The organism is Fusicatenibacter saccharivorans, from assembly GCF_015557635.1.
Classification (GTDB): Bacteria; Bacillota; Clostridia; order Lachnospirales; family Lachnospiraceae; genus Fusicatenibacter; species Fusicatenibacter saccharivorans.
The window spans coordinates 1-21,716 of the sequence record NZ_JADNOP010000009.1 but is presented as its reverse complement, the minus strand read 5'-3'; the positions used below and the strand labels follow the sequence as shown (position 1 = coordinate 21,716).

The 21,716-nt window shown below is 45.5% G+C and carries 17 protein-coding genes, 4 pseudogenes and 1 other annotated feature; of the genes and pseudogenes, 17 read left to right on the top strand and 4 right to left on the bottom strand.

The annotated features are described in order from the left end of the window. Positions 1 to 61: 61 nt before the first annotated feature. Together miaB and I2G42_RS08945 are read right to left on the bottom strand one after the other, a co-directional pair. Positions 62 to 1,546 (bottom strand): tRNA (N6-isopentenyl adenosine(37)-C2)-methylthiotransferase MiaB, encoded by a 1,485-nt coding sequence (gene miaB, locus I2G42_RS08950; RefSeq protein ID WP_055228265.1) that lies wholly within the window; start codon positions 1,544 to 1,546, stop codon positions 62 to 64. 105 nt (positions 1,547 to 1,651) lie between these two features. Continuing rightward, positions 1,652 to 2,752, bottom strand: a complete 1,101-nt coding sequence (locus tag I2G42_RS08945) for an SLC13 family permease (protein WP_055228266.1) — start codon at positions 2,750 to 2,752, stop codon at positions 1,652 to 1,654. Positions 2,753 to 2,800: 48 nt separating this feature from the next. On the opposite strand from I2G42_RS08945, the gene I2G42_RS08940 reads away from it, so the two are divergent. The 8 genes and pseudogenes from I2G42_RS08940 to I2G42_RS08905 all read left to right on the top strand — a co-directional run bounded on the left by I2G42_RS08940 (position 2,801) and on the right by I2G42_RS08905 (position 12,857). Then, positions 2,801 to 2,959 carry a hypothetical protein gene (locus I2G42_RS08940; protein ID WP_156327599.1) on the top strand — a complete coding sequence of 53 codons (159 nt, stop codon included), beginning with the start codon at positions 2,801 to 2,803 and terminating at the stop codon, positions 2,957 to 2,959. Positions 2,960 to 2,980: 21 nt separating this feature from the next. Further along, positions 2,981 to 3,253 (top strand) — a binding site (T-box leader). A 114-nt stretch (positions 3,254 to 3,367) separates the two neighbouring features. After that, positions 3,368 to 3,868, top strand: coding sequence for a TRAP transporter small permease (locus I2G42_RS08935; RefSeq protein WP_055228267.1), 501 nt, complete (start codon positions 3,368 to 3,370; stop codon positions 3,866 to 3,868). Further along, positions 3,865 to 7,251, top strand: coding sequence for a TRAP transporter large permease subunit (locus tag I2G42_RS08930; RefSeq protein ID WP_195530981.1), 3,387 nt, complete (start codon positions 3,865 to 3,867; stop codon positions 7,249 to 7,251). The genes I2G42_RS08935 and I2G42_RS08930 overlap by 4 nt, the downstream gene beginning before the upstream one ends. Before the next feature lie 195 nt (positions 7,252 to 7,446). Further along, a complete protein-coding gene (locus tag I2G42_RS08925; RefSeq protein WP_055228269.1) occupies positions 7,447 to 7,896 on the top strand; it encodes a hypothetical protein in 450 nt (149 codons plus the stop codon). 45 nt (positions 7,897 to 7,941) lie between these two features. After that, entirely contained in the window at positions 7,942 to 8,850 is a 909-nt protein-coding gene (locus tag I2G42_RS08920) for a hypothetical protein (RefSeq protein WP_055228270.1), read from the top strand. A 127-nt stretch (positions 8,851 to 8,977) separates the two neighbouring features. Further along, positions 8,978 to 9,355: pseudogene (locus I2G42_RS17000) on the top strand (transposase); the annotation flags it as partial. Between the two features lie 407 nt (positions 9,356 to 9,762). Then, complete coding sequence (locus tag I2G42_RS08910) at positions 9,763 to 10,356, top strand: class I SAM-dependent methyltransferase (RefSeq protein WP_055228272.1); 594 nt, start codon at positions 9,763 to 9,765, stop codon at positions 10,354 to 10,356. Then, complete coding sequence (locus tag I2G42_RS08905; protein ID WP_195530979.1) at positions 10,320 to 12,857, top strand: DEAD/DEAH box helicase; 2,538 nt, start codon at positions 10,320 to 10,322, stop codon at positions 12,855 to 12,857. The genes I2G42_RS08910 and I2G42_RS08905 overlap by 37 nt, the downstream gene beginning before the upstream one ends. Positions 12,858 to 13,856: 999 nt before the next feature. Here I2G42_RS08905 and I2G42_RS08900 read toward each other — a convergent pair. Beyond that, a complete protein-coding gene (locus tag I2G42_RS08900; RefSeq protein WP_055228274.1) occupies positions 13,857 to 14,228 on the bottom strand; it encodes a PBECR3 domain-containing polyvalent protein in 372 nt (123 codons plus the stop codon). Between the two features lie 426 nt (positions 14,229 to 14,654). Here I2G42_RS08900 and I2G42_RS08895 point away from each other — a divergent pair. The 5 genes and pseudogenes from I2G42_RS08895 to I2G42_RS08880 form a co-directional block, all read left to right on the top strand. After that, positions 14,655 to 15,161 (top strand): annotated as a pseudogene (locus I2G42_RS08895) (AAA family ATPase); the annotation flags it as partial. Beyond that, positions 15,100 to 15,423: a PD-(D/E)XK nuclease domain-containing protein gene (locus I2G42_RS16995; protein ID WP_330611299.1), complete on the top strand. Its 324-nt coding sequence runs from the start codon at positions 15,100 to 15,102 to the stop codon at positions 15,421 to 15,423. The pseudogene I2G42_RS08895 and the gene I2G42_RS16995, both read left to right, overlap by 62 nt. After that, entirely contained in the window at positions 15,420 to 16,445 is a 1,026-nt protein-coding gene (locus I2G42_RS08890; protein ID WP_055228277.1) for a U32 family peptidase, read from the top strand. Before I2G42_RS16995 ends, I2G42_RS08890 begins: the two co-directional genes overlap by 4 nt. A gap of 337 nt (positions 16,446 to 16,782) precedes the next feature. Continuing rightward, positions 16,783 to 17,247, top strand: a complete 465-nt coding sequence (locus I2G42_RS08885; RefSeq protein WP_195530978.1) for a sulfite exporter TauE/SafE family protein — start codon at positions 16,783 to 16,785, stop codon at positions 17,245 to 17,247. Between the two features lie 29 nt (positions 17,248 to 17,276). Then, positions 17,277 to 17,420 carry a hypothetical protein gene (locus I2G42_RS08880; protein ID WP_156327601.1) on the top strand — a complete coding sequence of 48 codons (144 nt, stop codon included), beginning with the start codon at positions 17,277 to 17,279 and terminating at the stop codon, positions 17,418 to 17,420. Here the strand turns inward: I2G42_RS08880 and I2G42_RS16830 are convergent. Further along, positions 17,404 to 17,532 (bottom strand): annotated as a pseudogene (locus I2G42_RS16830) (DUF6783 domain-containing protein). The gene I2G42_RS08880 and the pseudogene I2G42_RS16830 sit on opposite strands and share 17 nt — an antisense overlap. On the opposite strand from I2G42_RS16830, the pseudogene I2G42_RS16825 reads away from it, so the two are divergent. From I2G42_RS16825 to I2G42_RS08865, 4 genes and pseudogenes are all read left to right on the top strand, one after another. Further along, positions 17,500 to 17,619: pseudogene (locus I2G42_RS16825) on the top strand (DUF6783 domain-containing protein); the annotation flags it as partial. The pseudogenes I2G42_RS16830 and I2G42_RS16825 sit on opposite strands and share 33 nt — an antisense overlap. 79 nt (positions 17,620 to 17,698) lie before the next feature. After that, positions 17,699 to 17,911 carry a ferrous iron transport protein A gene (locus I2G42_RS08875; protein WP_022461118.1) on the top strand — a complete coding sequence of 71 codons (213 nt, stop codon included), beginning with the start codon at positions 17,699 to 17,701 and terminating at the stop codon, positions 17,909 to 17,911. A 229-nt stretch (positions 17,912 to 18,140) separates the two neighbouring features. Continuing rightward, positions 18,141 to 19,379 carry an MYG1 family protein gene (locus I2G42_RS08870; protein WP_055228279.1) on the top strand — a complete coding sequence of 413 codons (1,239 nt, stop codon included), beginning with the start codon at positions 18,141 to 18,143 and terminating at the stop codon, positions 19,377 to 19,379. Between the two features lie 281 nt (positions 19,380 to 19,660). Beyond that, positions 19,661 to 21,547: a phage tail tip lysozyme gene (locus I2G42_RS08865; protein WP_055228280.1), complete on the top strand. Its 1,887-nt coding sequence runs from the start codon at positions 19,661 to 19,663 to the stop codon at positions 21,545 to 21,547. Positions 21,548 to 21,716 lie beyond the last annotated feature (169 nt).

The following is a 21,716-nucleotide window of genomic DNA, read 5'->3' as shown; positions in this document are numbered from 1 at the left end:
GCACAGCTTTGTAACATAGTCTTTTCAAAGACTGAAAAACTGTGCGGGCAGGGTCTTTTGGTTAAACAAGCGTTCCCATATAGTAGAAGCCGCGGCATTCGTCCAGGGAAACGTTCCGCAGCGTTCCGATCATCGAAGCATCTCCCGGGAAATGAACCAGCGTATTGTTGCTCATACGGCCGGTGACAAGAGAAGCGTCCTGCTCATTGATACTTTCCACCAGAACTTCCTGTACGGTATGAAGATGTCTTGCGGTTACCTCGCGGGAAATTTCCTGGACCTCGGCAAGAAGACGGTCAAAACGGTCTTTTACAACATCCACCGGGATCTGGTCTTCCATGGCAGCTGCCGGTGTTCCGGTTCTTCTGGAATACTGGAAGGTAAACGCGCTGTCGTAACGAACGCGGCGGACCACATCCAGTGTTTCCAGAAAATCTTCTTCGGTCTCACCAGGGAAACCAACGATAATATCTGTTGTCAGAGAAATATCCGGCACTTTTGCGCGGATTCGGTCTACCAGGTCGAGATACTGCTCTTTGGTATAACGGCGGTTCATCAGTTTTAAGATACGGCTGCTTCCGGACTGGAGCGGAAGATGAAGATGGAGGCAGACCTTCTCGCAGTCGCGCATTGCATCGATCAGTTCTTCCGAGAGATCCTTCGGATGTGAGGTCATGAAACGGATGCGTTTCAGCCCTTCAATCTGATTTGCCTTGCGCAGAAGCTGTGCAAACGTCATCGGCTCCTCGAGATTCTTTCCGTAGGAATTGACATTCTGACCAAGCAGCATGATTTCAACAACGCCGTCTGCAACGAGGCGTTTGATCTCTGCGATGATTTCCTCCGGCTTCCGGCTGCGTTCGCGGCCGCGCACATACGGTACGATACAGTAGCTGCAGAAGTTATTGCAGCCGAACATAATATTAACACCCGACTTGAACGGATATTTGCGGTCAACCGGGAGATTTTCCACGATTTTATCGGTATCTTTCCAGATATCGATCACCATGCGGTTCTCTGTCATGCAGCGGACAAGATACTCGGCAAAGCGGTAGATATTATGCGTTCCGAAAATCAGGTTGACGAAATGGTAGCTTTTTTTGAGTTTTTCGACAACAAGCGGCTCCTGCATCATGCATCCGCAGAGGGAAATAATCATGCCCGGATTTTTCTTTTTGTACTTGCCAAGCTGTCCAAGACGACCGTAGACACGCAGATTTGCGTTTTCACGGACGGTACAGGTGTTGTAAACAACAAAATCGGCATCTTCGGTCTCCACAATGTGGTAGCCGACGGTTTCCAGAATTCCCTCCAGTTTTTCGGAATCGCGGGCGTTCATCTGGCAGCCGAAGGTTGTGATGCAGGCAGTCAGATACTCTTTTCCGTTTTGTTTTGCACGCTCCGGTACGAGCTGCTGTTTTAAAAGTGCCATAAAGTAATACTGACGCTGCGGTTCTGTCTCCGGCGCTGGAACAGTAATGTCAACATTTGCAAGATCAATGCCGGAAACCTCGGCATCCGGAACGTTTCTGAGATCTATCTTCATAAATGAAACCCTTTCTTTTTCAATATAAAATGCTAAGTACAGTAATCATGAGACGGTATAAAATGCCGTGAAAAAAGACCCGTACAGCCGGATCTTCTTTTTATTTTAGCGTATCTGATACAAAATAGCAAGAAAAACAAGATTGAAAACAGTAAAAATCAGGATATATCTTTTGCGGCAGGAAGCGTCTGCGGCCGTAATCTGGCGATAGGAGATCAGGCTTGCCATAGATGCAATTAAAGTCCCGAGGCCGCCGAGGTTGGTTCCTACAATCAGTTCCGGGATTTCTTTTGTATATCCGGAAAGCAGCATGGCGGCAGGAACATTGCTGATGATCTGGCTTGTGAGGACGGAAAGAAGCCGTTCGTGTCCGGTAATCATCTGTTCCAGATAAATACGAAGCGCTGCCATTTGTTTCATGTTTCCAATAAAAAGAAAGAAAAACACAAAAGTGAACAAAAGAGAGTAGTCTGCTCTGCGGTAAAGGCTGCGGTTCACCAGGCAGATCCCGGCAATCGTGATCAGAAGCAGAATACTATGCGGGAGAAGTTTGGCAACCGTAAGAATACAGCAGAAAAAAAGAGCTGCAAAAACTGCGATTTGCCGCGGATGAGTAATCGCTTTTTTCCCCAGGGAAACGGAAATTTTTTTTCCGGAGAAAAACAGAAAAATGCAGATCAGAAAAAGAACTGCAGCACCCAGAGTATAAGGCAGCATCATAAGCAGAAACTGCAAAAGGGAAAGTCCGGAAAGCGAATACAGATAAAGATTCTGCGGATTGCCGATAGGAGTAAACATACTGCCAAGGTTTGCAGCCATGGTCATAAAGGTGACAAGAAGTATTTTTTTCTGCTCCATATGGCACATTCGCAGAAGCAGAATGCCAAACGGAACAAAGGTAATCAGAGCGACATCATTGGTAATCAGCATGCTGCAGAAAAAGCACAGGGAAATCAGAAGCAGAGCAACCATCCGTTCTGAGTTTACATGCCGGAGAAGACTGGTGCCAAGCCAGTCAAATACGCCACATTCCCGCAGGCCCGCGACAATCAGCATCAGACAGAACAGCAGGATCAGAGTATGAAAATCCAGATAGCCAAGATACTGTGGACCGGGAGGACAGAAAAAGCAGGAAAGCACTGCAAGAAAAAAAGAGACGGTAAGCACTGCATCTTTTTGAAAAAAGGAAATCAGTTTTTTTATCATAAAAATCATCCTTTCATGAATAAGCAGGACTGATATTGGAAGATCGAGATGAAAAATCAGGCTGCATATTTCGGATACCGCAGATTATTATATAAAAGATATGGAAAAGATGCAAGAAAAAGGTCAGAAACCGAAAAAAATGCGGTTTTTCAAAAAATCGACAAATTTTTCCAGCCAATTCTTGACAATCAACAAAAATCGCGTTAAAATTGCTTCTGTCGTGTAAAAGCAAATTCTGAGAAAAGAAAAAGTAAATGCAGACAAATCGTTTTCAGAGAGCTGCCGGAAAGGTGCGAGACAGCAACGAATCTGGATTGAAAATCATCTTGGAGAAGGAAAGCCCAACGAATCGGCCGTGTATCGTACTATGTGCCGGAATTCCAGTAGGTTTTCACGGGAGTTTCCCGTTACAGAAACCGCGTATGCTTGTGCGTTGTATTCGTGCTTGTTTCAAAGAAGAGACAAGGGTGGTTGCGGGAAAAGAACAGTTCCGTCCCTCGTTGAGGGGCGGATTTTTTTGTTTGTCAGCTGCAAATTCACCCCGGTAATACAGCCTGGCAAAGAATAGATCCTGCTGGAACATTGTACCTGACAGCGGGAAAAGGGAGGAAACATATGAAAGTGTACAAAAAAATCATGAATGGACTGGCATTTGTTGAGAAACTGGTTCTCGTGCTGTCCACGATCCTGATTGTTGTGCTTACGGTGGGAAACGTTCTTTCCCGTAAGGTACTGCATCAGTCCTGGTCATTTACCGAAGAGCTTGTCGTTGCGGTATTTGTCCTGATTACACTTCTCGCAGCAGCGCTTGCTGCCCGTGACGGAGAACTGGTCAATCTTTCTTTGCTGCCGGACCGTCTTTCTGCGAAGGCGAGAAGAATCCTGCTGGTTGTCAACACAGCATTTAGTGTTGCCTTTACCGTAGTTCTGTTTAAATACGGCATGGACAAGGTACTGACCCAGCTTGCCAACGGAAAGAGAACGTTCGTTTTAAACTGGCCGGAATGGATTTTCTGGTCTTTCGTACCGATCGGCGCAGCCTGCATGACGCTGCACATGATCGAATATCTGATTGATACATTCGTAAAAGCAAAAGAGGAGGGACAGAAAAAATGATCAGTGCAATTCTTTTTCTTTCATTCTTTGTTTTTCTGATCCTTGGTATCCCGATTGGCATCTGCCTTGGTCTGTCTTCGATCTGCGCGATCCTGTACTCCGGTACATCCCTGACCATCGTAGCAACCAATATGTATTCCGGTATCAGTAAATTTTTGCTCCTTGCCATTCCGTTCTTTGTATTGTCCGGAAACATTATGGCAAAAGCGGGCATTTCCAAACGACTGATTCGTTTCGTCGACACCTGCGTCGGCCATAAAAAAGGCGGTATCGCCATCGTATGCGTTATCGTAGCCTGCTTCTTTGGTGCGATTTCCGGTTCCGGTCCGGCAACCGTAGCAGCACTTGGTATGGTTCTGATCCCTGCCATGATTGAGCGAGGCGGATTTTCTGCTCCGTTTTCCACGGCCCTGATGGCGACGTCAAGTTCGATTGCGATCGTCATACCGCCGAGTATTGCATTCGTTGTTTATGCATCCATCACAGGCGTATCCATTGCCGATATGTTCACAGCAGGTATCGTTCCTGGTATTCTGATGGGTGTGGCCCTTGTCATCGTTGTTCTTCTGGAGGCAAAGAAACACAACATTCAGCCGACCCAGAAAAAAGCAACAGCCAAAGAAAGATGGGATGCCTTTAAAGATGCTTTCTGGGGATTCTTAATGCCGGTCATCATACTTGGCGGTATCTATGGAAGTGTTTTCACCCCGACCGAGGCAGCTGCCGTTTCCGTTGTATACGGTCTGTTTGTCGGAATCTTTATTTATAAAGAGATCAAACTGAAAGACCTGTGGGATCTGATGGTAGATTCTGCCAAAACAATCGGTGGAATTATGCTGATCGTCGCAAGTGCTTCTCTGTTCTCCTTTGTCTGCACAAAGTTTGGTATTGCGCAGGCAGCATCGGATCTTCTTGGAAGCGTTGCTCATAACCAGTTTGTATTCCTTCTGATTGTCAATATCATTTTCCTGATTGCAGGATGCTTTATCGATGCAAACTCTGCCATGTATATTTTCATCCCGATTATGCTTCCGGTCTGCAAAGCCCTTGGCTATGACCTGATAGCATTCGGTATCGTGGCAACGGTCAACCTGGCCATCGGACAGGTAACTCCGCCGGTCGGTGTCAACCTGTTTGTCGCCATTTCCGTAAAACTGAAAAAAGGAATGGAAGTTACCATTCAGCAGATTTCCAAAGCCGTTATGCCAATGATCGCAGCATCGGTAGCAGTTCTGCTTCTGATTACGTATGTTCCGCAGATTTCCACGTTTCTTCCAAAAGCACTGGCAAAAGACGGAGCTTATACCGGAACGGTAGCTGCAGCAACGAATTCCGATACTTCCAGTGGCGATGGTGCGGATGGCAGCACAGCAGGAAATTCCTCCGGCAATGAGGATTACAATGATATCGCTGATTACAGTGACCTTGGATGGGAAGAGCAGACCTGGAACTTTACCTGCTCCACCACCGAGACCAGTACCTGGGCAGAAGGCGGACGCAAGTTCGGCGAGCTCATGGAAAAAGCAACCGGCGGCAAGATCAAAGTCAATGTATATGCCGCAGACCAGCTGACCAACGGAAACCAGTCCGAGGGAATCCAGGCACTGATGAACGGAGACCCGGTACAGATTTCGATGCACAGCAACCTGATTTACTCTGCGTTTGACCCGAGATTTAACGTCGTATCTCTTCCGTTCCTGTTTGATTCCGTAGAAGATGCGGATGCAAAACTGGACGGCGAGGCAGGCGAAAAATTAAAAGCAATCCTCGATGAGTACGGCCTGCACTGCATGGGAATCGCTGAGAACGGTTTCCGCCAGCTGACCAACAGCAAGCAGGAAGTAAAAACCGTCGATGATATGAAAAACCTGAAAATCCGTGTCGCAGGAAGCAACCTGCTGATGGAGTGCTACAAACGCTGGGGTGCCGATGCGACCAACATGAACTGGTCCGAGACCTACACCGCCCTGCAGCAGAAAACCGTAGAAGGCCAGGAGAATCCGCTGCCGGCTATCGACGCAGCCAGTGTACAGGAAGTACAGCCGTACTGCTCGATGTGGAATGCGATTTATGACTGCCTGTTCTTCTGCATTAACGGAGATATCTATAACAATCTGACTCCGGAACAGCAGAAAGTTGTCGATGAGGCCGGACAGAAAGCCGTCGATTACGAACGTGCGATCAACCGTGCCGGTGACGATGAGATCATGAACCGCTGGCAGAACGAGAACGGTGTCAAGATCACAAAATACGAAGATATGGACATCGATTCCTTTAAACAGGCGGTAGACGGTGTAGATGCCTGGTATCAGAACGAACTGGAAAGCCAGGGCTATGACGATGCCAAAGATCTGATTGAAGCCTTTACAAAGAAAGATACATCTTCTGCAAGCACCTACGATGTAGAAGACAGAAGCGATCTCGACTGGCCGGAGCAGACCTGGAACTTCACCTGCTCCACGACAGAAACCAGTACCTGGGCAGAAGGCGGCCGGAAGTTCGGTGAGCTGATCGAAAAAGCAACCGGCGGCAAGATCAAAGTCAACGTATATGCCGCAGACCAGCTGACCAACGGAAACCAGTCCGAAGGTATCCAGGCACTGATCGATGGAGATCCGGTACAGATTTCCATGCACAGCAACCTGATTTACTCTGCATTTGATCCGAGATTTAACGTCGTATCCCTTCCGTTCCTGTTTGATTCCGTAGAAGATGCGGATGCAAAACTGGACGGCGAGGCAGGCGAAAAATTGAAAGAGATCCTTGATGAGTACGGCCTGCACTGCATGGGAATCGCCGAGAACGGTTTCCGTCAGCTGACCAACAGCAAGCAGGAAGTAAAAACCGTCGATGACATGAAAAACCTCAAAATCCGTGTGGCAGGAAGCAACCTGCTGATGGAATGTTACAAACGCTGGGGCGCCGATGCCACCAACATGAACTGGTCCGAGACCTACACGGCCCTGCAGCAGAAAACCGTAGAAGGCCAGGAAAATCCGCTTCCGGCTATCGATGCAGCAAGCGTACAGGAAGTACAGCCGTACTGCTCGATGTGGAATGCAATTTATGATTGTCTGTTCTTCTGTATTAACGGAGACATTTATGACAGTATGACACCGGAGCAGCAGGAAGTGATCGATGAGTGCGGTCGTCTGGCAACACAGTACGAGCGTGAGATTAACCGCGCCGGTGATGATGAAATCATGAACCGCTGGCAGAATGAGAATGGTGTAGCCATTACCAATTATGAGGATATGGACATCGATTCGTTCAAACAGGCCGTAGACGGCGTGGACGAGTGGTATCAGAAAGAACTGGAAGGCCAGGGATATGATGATGCCAAAGAGTTGATTGAGACGTTTACAAAAGAGGCAGTTTCGTAAATATCTTTATAAGATTTGCTGAGCTTGCCTGAAAAAATAATGTAACAAACTACATATTTGGTAGAAAATAAAAATTCATCCATGACTTGGAGGTCTCTGGTGAGACTGCTTCCGGGCGTGGGTGGATTTTTTTATTTGAGTTTTCCAGGAAAACAGGTATACTGGATAGTATCAGAAAACAGGAGATTTGAATCAATGAAACAGAAAAAAGAACGGGAAAAAGAAATCAGTCAATGGCCATGGATTTCCATGCTACCGTTCGGAATCCTGGCGGGATACTGGGGAGATAAGGAAGTGCGGATCACGGCAATTTCAGAATATGGCTTTCAGACCCGTCTTGCGGTACCGGCTACGGCGGAGCAGGAAAACGCACCGTGGGAACTGGCATTTTACGATCAGAAAACAGCATCCTACCAGCGGATTCTTCTTCGTGATGCGACTCTGCTACAGGAAAAAGAAGAGGATTTTGATACGATTTATACATTTGTGACAGACCAGGAAGACTACCGAAATGCGGTACAGCGCCTTGCCCTGCAATACAGCCAGTATATCCGGTGGAAAATGGAGGACGATGATGCCGCGCTTGCAGAAGAGATGACAGGATATCCTGCGGAGCAGGATGCGTTTCATCTGGAAAGTCTGTAAGAGCAGAAAAAGGTATGGTTTTCCGGAATTGAGAAGGAAACATTTGTGGCATTGCAAAATGGCTTTGCGGAATCCGAGCAGCCCGGGCAGCCGGTCGAGCTGGCGCTCGAACTGGACCGGCCAGAATGGTATGAGGCGTATCTTTCGATGGAAAGTGCGGTGTTTTTTGATGCTTATTTTCGGAGAAATCAGATTCCGAATCCGCCGGTTTTCCACCCGGACCGGCTCTATATAGGAAATGCTTTTTGCCCGCATCTGGCGCCGAAAGAAGAGGAACTGTTTGCACTGATGGACAAAGCCTGCCGGGAGTCATTTTCAATTACGCTTACGTTTCCATTTTTGCTGGAAGAAAATCTGACGGAAACGCAAGCACGTCTGCAGCATCTTGCCAGATGGTGTGAACAAAAGAACAAAACCATTGAGATTGTCGTAAATGACTGGGGAACGGCCCATCTGGCATCTCAGTTTCCGGTGTTTTCCCTCTGCCTTGGCGTGCTGCTCAACAAGCGGAAAAAAGATCCGCGGATGACTTATAAGCTGGGGGATCGCACTCTGTTTGAACAAAACAGTGTCCATGCGGCGTTTTACCGGGACTATTTAAAAGAAGAATTTCGGATGGAACGGTATGAGTGGGAGAGCTGTGGCGATACCAGTACAAGGAAGTTTCCAGAAGGGAAAAACAGTATGCATCTTCCCTTTTATCAGACCAATACTTCGCAGTACTGTCCACTGTATGCAGCATGTACTAAAGGAAGCCGCGGCGCGCAGACGCCGGTGCGGAAGTGCCATAGATTCTGTGAAGAACAGGCGTTTTTGTATCCGGAGCATTTGCGGATGATGGGGAGGTATAATTCGTTGTTTGGGATTGATTTGTCGATCTTGCAGGAGCCGGAGGCGATGGGGAAAATGTATGGGCTGCGCGGGATAGACCGGATTGTAGTGAATTTGCTATAGTGACTTCTTAAGAAGGATGTTCGCAGTTCATATTTTCAACTTGATAGAGCTGCCAATTCGTGATAAGTTGAAAAACAACTGGAAGGGTGCAGACTTCTCTGAAATATTTTTGAGGAGGTGTATGCACATGGGAAAACCGGATATTGTTACCAAAGCATACATGCGAAAGAGTAACATTTTTGCAGATGCGTTCAATTATCTTATCTACAATGGAAGAAAAGTTATTAATCCAGAAAAACTGACAGAAGTTGATTCAACAGAGATTGCCATATCGTTTGGCGCAAAGAAAGAGAGAAAAGAGGCAAAAGAGATAACCGAAATGACAGAAGATCCGGTTCAGAAATATCGGGATATATTGAAAACAGCTGTGGTTATGCAGGAATCGGAAACGTATTATCTGCTTCTTGGAATCGAAAATCAGACAGACATTCATTATGCAATGCCGGTTCGAAACATGATATACGATGCTTTACAGTATGGCAAACAGGTTACAGACACTGCGGCAAGCATCATATCTTTCCGAAACATTATCTTGAAAAGATCGGGTACGATAATGACCGTGACAGAAACCAGATTGCGAACTTTACATACTTGGACTATACAACAAACATTGATATTTCCGATGAAGCTCCGGCGGAGTATGTCAGCCGGTACCGAGAGAAATTAGGAGAAGAAGGATACCGGCTTGCCTGTGCTCAGAATGCATTACCTGAGAATTTTGAGCAGTTACCGTATCCTGAATTCCTGAAGCAGAGAAGATTATTGATGGCGCAGATCGTCAAAAAGGCATATAATGAACTTGACAAGTAAGTATCTATAAAATGTCTGAAGAAGTGTTTTCGGTTTAAAAAAAGAGAAAACAGTTTTGCACAGCACATGCTTTACATTTTCTATCAAGGAGATCATCACAATATGGAAAACCAAACAATCGCTTATTACAACCAAAACGCAGCTTCTTTCATACAAGGCACTGTTTCTGTAGATTTCCAGACGATGCAGGATAAATTTTTAAACGCTTTGCCGGGAAAGAGAGTGCTGGATTTCGGGTGTGGTTCCGGAAGAGACACGAAGTATTTTCTGGGAAACGGTCTTGCTGTTACGGCGATGGACGGTTCAGAAGAACTGTGCAAATACGCCAGCGCCTATACCGGTATTCCGGTAAAAAACATGATATTTCAGGATTTGGATGAGATGAATCAATATGACGGCATCTGGGCGTGTTCATCGATTCTGCATTTACCGAAAAAAGAATTAAAAATGGTATTCCATAAGATGGTAACAGCGTTGGACACTAATGGGATTATTTATACCTCCTTTAAATATGGAACGTTTGAAGGCGAAAGAAGCGGCCGTTTTTTTACGGATTTCACACCGGATACTTTTTCTGATTTTATCAAGGATGTGGAGCAGATCCGAATAGAAGAAGAGTGGCTTACGGATGATGTAAGACCGGGAAGGGAGAAGGAAAAGTGGCTGAATCTGATATTGAAAAAGACAGGTTTCTAGCAGAACACGCAGATTTTAGATTTCGGGAACAGGTGTGTTATCCAAATGGCGGAATTTCCCGGTTTTATGATAATGGGATAGATATGGTTGTTATTGATGATGGTATCTGCTCTCATGAGCCAAAAGAGCCGGTTTTTCCCTATATGCTGATTACGGAGAAGCAGAATGATTATATGCATCGCTTTCAAAGGGTGTTTCGTTTTCTGGGATATGCGCGGGAAAATCTGGATTCATATCTTGCCAAAGATGGAATTGTCCTGGAAGGCGGTTATATACGAAACACAGGAGATCGGAGCGAGCAGGCCGATGCTTCTCCGCTGGAAATTCATTTCGAAGAGAATTTTTCAAGTGTTTATGGAATGAATGCGCTGAGATATCTGACGCGGGAATATGGAATCTGTGATGAAAATGGAAGGAATTATTTTCTCGATTATTTTGTCAGAACAAAGGATCAGAAATATGCGATCGAAGAAAACGGCCTTGATTACCATCATCCGCAAATTATTGGAGAGGAAAAATATCGCAATCAGCTCAAGAAACAAAATACGTGTGCCCTGTGGGGGATCAAGTTATTTCGATTTTCCAAAGAGGACTGCGAGTTCACCAATCGGATCGAGGATGATATCAAGCAGTATTTTGGAAAAGATTCTTCGAATTTTGTGGATGACGGAATCAAAGTTGAAAGAAAAGTTGAGCTGTATGAACATCAGACTGTCAGCCTGCAGGAGATACAAAAGCGCAGAGAAGCGGGTATCAAGGCATTTTTGATTGTGCTGCCTACAGCAGCGGAAAAATCGAAAATTGTGGAAGAAGATTTACGGACATTCGCGGAAGAAAAACAAAAGTTCCGTGGGTTGATTCTGGTTCCGGGAGTCAATCTTTTGCTGGACTGGGAAGAAAGAATAAAGGCTTCGCTGCCAGAGTTAAAAGATAAGATTGATATTCGAACGTATGCCTTCGCGGCCAGACATTATACGGACACTACACCAGACTATTACAATTATCTTGTCGTGGATGAAGCACATCATGCGGTTGCGCCAATGCTGAAAAGAGTTGTGCAATACTATCGGACAGAATTTACGATAGGCCTGACGGCGACGGATCAGCGGCCGGATAAAAGAAAGCTGGAAACGGTGTTTGAATCGTATACGACTTCGTTATCCTTAAAAGAAGCGATGGAAAAGGGAGTGGTCGCGAAAGCGAATGTTTACCGGATTGAAACGAATCTTGATCTTTCCAGTGTAAGGTTTAATGGGCGGGATTATGTCAATGCGGATCTGGAGAAAAGAATCCGGGTCACTTCAAGAAATGAGCTGATTGTCCAGGTACTTTCAGAGTATTTTACATCCGGCGAAGCGGGCATGAGACAGGGTGTTGTTTTTTGCGTCAATGTTGCGCATGCGAACGAAATGGCAAAGCTCCTTAATCGGGCAAATATTTCAGCGTCCAGCTACACAAGACAGACGAAAAATCAAAGTTCTGTTATGAAAGCGTTTAAAGAAAAGGAAATCCGTTTCCTGTGTGCCTGCAACATGATTTCAGAGGGATGGGATTATCCGGAACTCGGCATTCTGGTGATGGCAAGGCCTACGCTTTCCAAGGTTCTTTATCTGCAGCAGGTCGGAAGGGGACTGCGGAAAACGGACACCAAGAAAAATGTGATTGTGATTGACGTAGTCGATGAGTATGGAGCCATGATCAAGCCCTGCAGTATGCATTCTGTTTTTGCCAATCCTTATTATGTTCCGTTTGGCGATATTACAAAAATGGATTATAAGCCGGGAGACCCGGTGGTGATTGATGGAATGGAAGAGCGGATTGAGCGGATTACAGAGGTGGATATCCATTCTTTTGAAGAAAAATACGGCGATTATCTAAGCCAGGAGCAGGTTGCCAGGGAATATTTTGTGAATACGGGAACCATCACAAGCTGGATCAGAGCCGGAAAATTAACACCAGAAGTGCAGTACAAATTCGGAAGTAAAACATTATATTTATTCAGTCCGGATGAAGTGGAAAAATATCGGAAGCAGCTTGGAATTAAGGAACACAACGATGCGACCATCAAAGAAGATTTTTTTGCGTTCCTGGAAGAAAGAGATTATTCACTTTCTTATAAAATGCCGTTTCTGCTGGCTTTTATCCGTCATGTGGATTCTATTGGAGATGCAAAAATAGAGGAGATTCTGGAGGACTATATTGCTTTTTACCAGGACAGAATAACCCGGGGACTTCCCGTAGACCGGAGTACATGCCCGTATAATGAAACGATGCTGCAGGATAAGAAAGCAATGCAGAGAAGTATGCTGACCAATCCGTTTGAGAAATTTGAGAGAAAACGGTTCTTGTATTATTCGAAGGATCTGAGTGTAATCTCGATGAATCATGCGCTGTACAGCCAGATGGAAGCAGGGGACTGGGAGCGGGTGAGAAGGCAGATGGAGGAAGATCTGGCGGAGTATTATGCGAAAGTGGAAGGAGCTGTGCTGGTGAAGAGATAGCAGAAAGAATTTCTTCCCCAGAGATTTGATTTGGAAAGGTGCGTGTAAATATAGCAGGATACAAGAGATTACCGGTGGAATTTGAAGATTTTCAGGAAGTTTGAAAATCTGGATTTTACTATGTGGATAAAGCAAAGCTGATTGAACAGCTTTTTGAAAGTAAACGGTAAATTCCGAGTACCTTTTTATCCCACTACATTTATGCCATAATCATACTGACTAAATTAACATAGTCCAAAAAGTTCAGTACTCAACTTTTTAGACTGACTATAATTAAGGGAGGGATGGTATAGCTACGCAAACCAGTCTTATAGCGCAGCAGGTCAGGATCCGGCAGTGGGCAGAACAAATTCGTGCCTGTCAGAACCGTCCGGCGGGCATGGATGTTGACACCTGGTGCGTACAGAACAATCTCACAAAATCTAATTATTATTACCGGCTCCGGCGTGTGCGTAAAGCATGTCTGGATCAGATACCGGCTGCAGAATCCCCAGCCTTTATAGAGCTGCCTGCCCCGGTGTCAAAAGAGCATGACCTATGCAGACAAACACTTGCCAGCCCTGTGACCGGCATGGAACCTGTCGTCCACATTCAAAACACAAAAGGGCTGTCAGCGGAAATATTTCCCGGTGCATCACCAGAGATCATCCGTCAGCTTGTCGAGATATTCCATCATGCTGAATGATGCAGATGCTTCCGGTTTTAAAAAAGTTTATCTGGCGATGGGATTTACGGATCTCCGGCGTGGGATTGATGGTTGACATATGCACCAATGCAATAGTGAATGCTTTCCAAAGATTCAGAGCACCCTTTTCCGGTAACAAAAATAAAGCTGCTGTTTCACGAATCTTTGTTCGTTAAAACAGCAGCCCCTTAATATGTTGAATGAAATAGGTGGGGTGACATTCCCACATCTCCAACTAGGGTGACGGCTGCCCGTTCCGTCCTCTGCTTTCATTCAATATATTCTATGCTCTTACAATGTTATTATACAATAGCTTATTTATTTGTCAAGTTTTTTAAAGTTCCCTTGGCAATAAAATTTTTAACTCGTTTGGGATTCAATACGTACATTGAACGCGCGTAATAAATATTATGAGTGGATATTCTGACAGCTACTTTTACGTATTCTCCATTTATGTAGTATTCTTTTGTGAATTCTATAGAATCATCTTTAGCGTTTTTTCCAACATAATCAGGATTGGCAATGATATTACTTAATTCGCTGCCGTATTGTGCGAAATCATCAGGATGGGAAGTTTTCATATGTTCTATATTGGAATCTGCTATATAAATAGGTGTTCCGGCTGGAATGTCCAATTCAAGTATTTCTACGATTCGCGCTGAAAAAACGCCGATTTTCTTTCGCATATTTTTCGAAACACCTCTTTTCGATATTATGCTTACTGCGGAATAAGGAAGATCTGACTTATTTCATATATCAGTTGTTTTCAGTTTTTTCTCTTTTATTCAACATCTTAAGGATATCATGAAAATAAAAAAATGAGCAAGTTCTGTCAGGCATGAGCCCTACCCAGTGAAAACTCATTTCTTAATTTGTATGATAAGTTACACAGGAAAAAAAGTCAAGATAAAAGTATGAACAAATAACGTGAGTGTTCAACGAAAGGAATTCATTCGGTAAAAGATACAAATAATGGTGATGAAAAGTTTTCTGAAATAATAAAAAGAGATCGGCTTGCGATTTGATCTGCCAAATGTTAAAATGCATTGTGGTAGATGAAAGAAAACAGACAGTTTACTCCAGAGATTAGCTTCAGAAAGGAGCATGCAGATATGGCAGAATGGAAAAAACTTCCGGTTGGACTTGAAAATTTTCAGGAAATTGAAAAATCCGGGTTCTACTATGTAGATAAAACAAAACTGATTGAGCAGCTTTTCGAAAACTGGAGCAAGGTGAATCTTTTTACCAGACCACGTCGATTTGGAAAAACCTTAAACATGAGTATGCTTAAGAGTTTTTTTGAAATTGGAGCAGATCGAACGCTGTTTGATGGTCTCTATATTTCCCGGAACCAAAAGCTGTGTGAGGAATATATGGGAAAATACCCTGTTATCTTCCTGTCACTCAAAGGAATTGACGGCTTATCTTTTGAGGCCGCAAAATACCGTTTAACGGAGTTGATCGGCGTTGAAGCAGAGCGATTTGCATTTTTAGCAGACAGTGAAAAACTGACGGATAATGAGCGGAGCAAATATCGGGCGATTATCCATTTAGTGAATGGTAAATATTCCATGGATGAGGATATGCTTGTCTCCAGTCTGCAGACATTATCCTGGCTGGGTTGTGAAATCAAACAGGGAATCTGGAGATGGTTTTGCGGATATTCTGCTTAAACCGAAAAATCCGGATGCGGGAATCATCGTGGAATTGAAAGATGTCCGCTCCCTGCATGATCTCAATCAGGTGTGTGAAAGAGCGCTGGAGCAGATCAAGGACCGCAGATATGATACAGAACTTCGCGAGGATGGACGAAATGATATTCTTGCATATGGAATTGCATTCTGCAGAAAACGGTGTAAAGTGGTGGTGGAAAAACTATGAAAATCACAGCAGGCCTAGGCTCCATTGATGACTATCCCCGTTACGTCCGCGCCGGAGCAGACGAGCTGTTCTGCGGTTACGTTCCGTTTTCCTGGTCAGAAAAATACGGAACGGTTCTGCCGCTGAATCGGAGAGAGGTCTTAAACTATAATGTACAAATCGGATCGTTCAGCGAACTGGAAATTCTGGCCAATATGGTGCAGAAATACCAGAAGCCAGTGCACCTGACGTTCAATTCATTGTATTATCGGCCGGAGCAGTATGAAGAAATTGCACGGATCATCCAACAGTGCCGCAGCATAGGGTTTGAAAGTTATATTCTTGCGGATCCCGCGCTGCTTGTGTACCTGCGAAAAGAAAAGATTGACTGTGAGGTACATCTGAGCGGGGATTTGGGAACGGTGAATTCTGCGATGACAGAGGTTTTTGCGAAAGAATACCCGAAGAGGATCATTTTCCAGCGCAAAAATACGATTTCGGAAATGCGTGCAGTGATCCAGCATATAACTGCGCAGAAAGAAGCCACTCGAAAAGAATGGACTTATCCAACGGAGTTCGAGGCATTTGCTTTGAATGAACTGTGCCAGTTCAGTGGTGCTTTCTGCAATTCCCTGCACTGCGATGAAATGGGATATCTTTGCCGGGTTCCTTACTGGAAGAAACCGGTGTCGCTTTCAGAATCTAAATTAGAAAAACAAGAAAAAAATCGTCCAGGAGAAAATATTTCTATATCCGAATGGGATTCTGCATCAGAACTGACGAATCCTGTATCGGAAGATGGTTACCTCTGCGGCGCAACCGGCTGCGGCCTGTGTACATTAAAACAGCTTTCCGATGCCGGAATCACTCATCTGAAGCTGGTAGGCCGAGGAAATTATACCAATTTTATGGAGCGTGATATCCGAAATCTGCGCCGCATGCTGGAGATTCTGGAGGATTCTTCTACGGAAGAAGAATATATCCGAGCGATGAAAGCAGAGCTTTTTCCAAATGGATGCAGTCACATGTGCTATGCCAGATAAAATATGTCAACTCTTTCTGAAGTAATGCATTTGGAATTGACATATTTTCGTATCACATATAATATAATGTTAAAGACAGGCAACTTGAGTGTCTGCCAAGCGGTAAAGTAAGATGTTGTGCCAGAAAGCAGTGTCTTATGAGCTTTATAAGGGTTTAACACAATCTGGCTATAGGTTAGTCCTCGAAAGAAAATGTAAGAAAGGCTCTGCGTATGCAGGGTCTTTCTTAATCTAAAGAAATAGTGGAGAACGTAATAAGAAGTGTTTTCCCAGCACGCTTTAATAATTAACATAATGATGAATCGTCTTCTGCGCCAGATGATACTGCTCCAGCGTCATGGCGATTTTTCCTTTTTTTAGGGAAATTAGCTTTGCAGCATTTCTGATTTCCGGCATTCTAGGATCGGTAAATTATTATAAGAGCGGGAACCTTGACCTGAAAACGGCAGGTGTGCTTTCGGCCGGAAGTTTTGTCGGCACGCTTGCCGGTGTCAAGATCAACCTTCTGATTCCGGCGGACACGATGAAAATAATTCTATATCTCGTTGTTCTGCTCTCCGGAATTTCCATCCTGATTCGGAAAGACAAGCCGGGAAATACAGAGAAAAAAGCAGTCCAGAGCGTTCCGTTTTACCTGGTACTTGGTGCTGTAACCGGTGCTGTCTGTGCCGCTTCCGGTGCAGGCGGGCCGGTGCTTGTAATGCCGATTCTGACACTGCTCGGTATTCCGGCGCACACCGCAGTCGGTATTTCCTTGTTTGATTCGATTTTCATCGCGTACCGTCTGCGGCAGGCTATCTGATCGCGGCCGCCGGAAACAAAGAAGTCTTTTTGCTTTTACCGGTACTTCTGGTCGCACATGGCATCGGTGTCTTTGCCGGAAGCAAAAATGCAACGAAAATCAACCAGACGCTGCTGAAACGGATCGTGGCCGTGGCTTCGATTGCGATCGCGTGCATCAAACTCTTTCTCTGATTGAAAAACTAGAGTGTGTTTGAAAAACCATTTCCGCAGCCTGCACGCCCCACTTTGCGGTATATTTTGCCCTCATTCAGTCGCCGTAGCCCGCTACGCCTCCTTCATTCAGACAAAATCTCCCACAAATTGGAACATGCAGACTACGAAAAGCCTTTTTCAAACACACTCTAGCGCTTTGCACACAAACTTTAGTTAGAAGCGTATCCCAATTGTTCTTATTGACTAAATATTTCCTCAGGGAATACAATATAGAAAAAGTAAAAAGGAGGGATACCATGCAGGCACTTTCAAAGAAAAAAACCGGTGATATCTGTACCATTAAATGGATGTTTGGAATCCCTGATGTTCTGGATTTCCTCCGAAGCCGTAAAATCAAAGAAGGCAGCACCGTACAGGTCATCCAGAGAATAAACGGTGGATTGATCCTTGGCATGGATGGAAAACGGATTGCAATGTGTGATGCAGCTGCAGACCGGATTCAGGTATGAAAGGAAGAAAAATCAAAATGAGCGGAACCTTGGAAGAGGAGCCGCTCATTTTGATTTTCCAAATACCCACAAAAGAATTTTCGTAGATAAGTGTGCAGACTGCGGAAATGATTTTTAATAAATACGCGCCAGGAAGTTTTCAAGCTTTTCTTTACATAGAACCGTTGCGAAACAGCCGCCAGATAGAGTAAAATAGAGCAGATCTTAAGAAAAAGGAAGTTGGAATTTTATGACATTATTAGAACAGATACAAAAAGAACATGCCGCTGCTTTTACGCACGGCGGAAAATTTCATGCGGATGATGTGTTCTCTGCGGCACTGCTTCTGCATTTTAATCCGCAGCTTACCATCCAGCGCGGAAATCGTGTGCCGGAGGATTTTGACGGGATTGTTTTTGATATTGGAAGAGAAGAATACGACCATCACCAGAAAGACAGCCGGATCCGGGAAAACCAGGTTCCGTACGCGGCGTTTGGCCTTTTATGGGAGGCACTTGGCACAGAAATTTTAAGTCCGGAGATGGCCGCGCGGTTTGACGAGAAGTTTGTACAGCCGCTCGATCTCAATGATAATACAGGAGAAAAGAATGAACTCGCCAGTATGATCGGCATGTTCAATCCGGTATGGGATGATAACAGCGGAAGCGATGCTGCTTTCCTGGAAGCGGTGGCAGTGGCCGGACGGATTTTGGAACATAAATGGGAGCGTTTTCGTGCGGATGAGCGGGCGGAGCAGCAGTTTGCAGCTCTTCTTGCCGAACACAGGAAGCGGATCGCAGCGGAGAAAAAGGCAGGAACAATGGATGAAAAGATTCTGATTCTGTCGGAATTTTTTCCATGTCAGAAACAGCTTTCCGCGACTGAAATTGCATTTCTGATATTCCCATCGAACCGCGGCGGTTACTGTGTGCAGCCGGTTCGAAAAGAAAATTCATCCAATTACAAGTATGATTTTCCGGAAACATGGCTTGGTCTGGAAAAAGAAGCACTGCAGGAAGCGACGGGGCTTTCCGATGTGTCTTTCTGCCACAAAGGAGGATTTCTTCTCACCGCAGAAACGCTTGACGATGCCGTCGCTGCCTGTCGCATCAGCCTTGCGGGAATGCCAAAAGCACCGGTTCTGATCCACATCGGTACCGATGCGATTGATGCGGATGACGCGCTTTTGCGGCAGATGCCGGGCATGGAGCATGCAGTTATTCTTCATAAACCGCTGCCGGAGGCCCCGGAACTGAACATCTGTGGCAGTTATGCCGTGTCATCACTTGAAAAAGCAGAATGGAAGATACGCCTGCGGGAATACCTGTCGGACTTGTTAAAAGAAAAGCCGGAGGCTGTCTGTGTCAGCGGTGATCTCTTTGCGGCCTATCCGGTCATGCACCAACTCCGCAAGAAACATATTCCGGTTCTGACGGTATCAGAGCAGAATGGAAAACGGCTTCTGATCCGCATTCCGTCCGGTTCCTGAGAATTTACAGAGAATCTCTCTCAATTTCACGCGTTAAACAGAAAAATTCCTCAATATGTGATCTGTTTCTTTGCATCTGCTGTTGTCTGTGATACAATATAGAAAATACGTGAAATTTTTTGCACAATGAAAACGAATGATATCATTTTTGGTTTATCTTCAAAAAAAAGAGGCCAGACTTTACAGGAACGATACATTTTTGTGATTTCATCCGAACGGCCTCAAAAGCAGAAAATGGCAGGCAGAAATCGACAAACAGCAGAGAGGAGAGCAAAACATATATGATTTCAAAGAAAAAATTTGGCACAACGGTAACAGCGTTCGGCGTGGCAGCCGGAATGCTTCTCGGTTCGGCTGCACCGGCGCATGCAGAGGAGACAGCGAAAACGGTGCAGGAAACGCAGAAAGATCAGGCGGATGCACCGGCCACGCAAAGTGAAACGGAAAACGGAAACACAGAAGAAGCCGTTGTTCCGGCTGTAGAAACACAGGAAACCGAGACACCAGCAGAAGAACCGTCCGTACCATCTCAGGATGAAAATGCCGCTTCCACAGAGGAGCCAGAAGTACCGGAAACGCCAGAACCGACAGAGGATCCGACTCCAACGGAGACACCGGAAGACCCGAATCCAGGCGAGATGCCGGAGCCATCTCCAAGTGAAACCCCGGAACCAACTCCAGGCGAAACTCCAGAACCGTCGGTAACGCCATCCCCAAGTGAAACGCCGACTCCAGCCCCGTCCGAAACCCCGGAACCAACAGAAACACCGGTGCCAACCGAGACGCCTGCACCAGCACCGACAGAAACACCGAAAAATGATGAGACACAGGCGGATGACTGGATTCAGACGATTGATTACGGAAAATATATCAGTTCCATGAAAAAAGATCTCCGCTCAGGTTTCGCACAGGTCGACAAAGCGTACGCCTACGCAAAGGTCGATACCAGATTAAACGTCCGCGAAAGCGGTTCCACCAGCGCACGGATCGTGGGAACACTTCCGGCAAAGGCACTCTGCTTTGTGATCGCCGATGCGGATCAGGAGTGGGTTTATATTGAATCGGGCGACGTCCGCGGTTTTGTCCGTACGGATTATCTGCAGCAGGGAAAAGAGGCGCTGGAATATGTAACCGGCACCGGAGAGGATCAGATGAAACTGGCGGATCAAGTGATCGATCCGTCTGAAAATGAAGCTTTTCCCTATAAAAAAGAAACGGTTTATGAAGTAAAAACCTCAACCGGAAACGGTATTATCACATTTGCAAAACAGTTCGTTGGCAGACCATACGTCTGGGGTGGAAACTCCCTGACGGACGGTATTGACTGCTCTCATTTTGTATGGCAGATTCTGACCCGTTGCGGTGCGTACGACGGTGAATATACGACCTCCGGCGGATGGCGCAGCCTTGGAACGGAGGTTGCAAGCCTGGATGAGGCACGCGCAGGCGATGTTATTTGCTATAATGGCCATGTGGCGCTGTATGACGGAGAAGGAAAAATCGTAGAAGCGCTGAATGAAAACGCCGGTATCACCTGCGACCGCCCGGTGGACTGTGACACGATTCTGACGATCCGTCGTTTTGCAGCCGACGATGAAATCGGCGGAACGAACGCAGAAAAGATCTGGAATTACTTCCTGATGCACGGATTTACAAAAGAAGGAGCCGCCGGTATTATGGGAAATATTGCAAACGAGGCATCCACAGACCTCAATCCGACACTGCTTGAGTATGGCTCTACCAGCCGCACAAGCCTGAGCGGAGAGCAGTACACGAACCTTGTTGATGCCGGAATCATTTCCCGTGACGAAGTGATCCGAAGTTCCCGTTTTGGCCTTTACAGTGGCGGAAGATATGGATATGGTCTCTGTGGTTTTACAGATCCAACGATCAAAGAGTATCTGTGCCGATATACCATTGATCTTGGAAAGAGCCTTGGAAGCCTGTCCGGCCAGCTCGACAGTCTGATGGCCTACCTTTCCGACTACAATCCGAATCTGTTGGACAGACTGAAAAATGCCGAAGATGTTGACACCGCAGCAACTGCCTTCATGCGTGAATACGAAAAATGCGCAAACCAGAGCACACAGCAGAAACTGCGTACAACAGCAGCAGAACAGATCTACAATGTTATGGAATTGTATGATTCGCCGGTAGATGTAGAATAAACGAACAGATGATGAAAACGTGTTAAGGAAAGTCCTCCGCAGCAGAAAGATTCTGTGTGGAGGACTTTCTTACAGTAAAATAATTGAAAACGGCGCGTCGCATTCTCGTTACTTTAGCCTGCAAATAAAAAGTCAATACTAAAATTGAAGAAAGTTAAAAAACTTTACA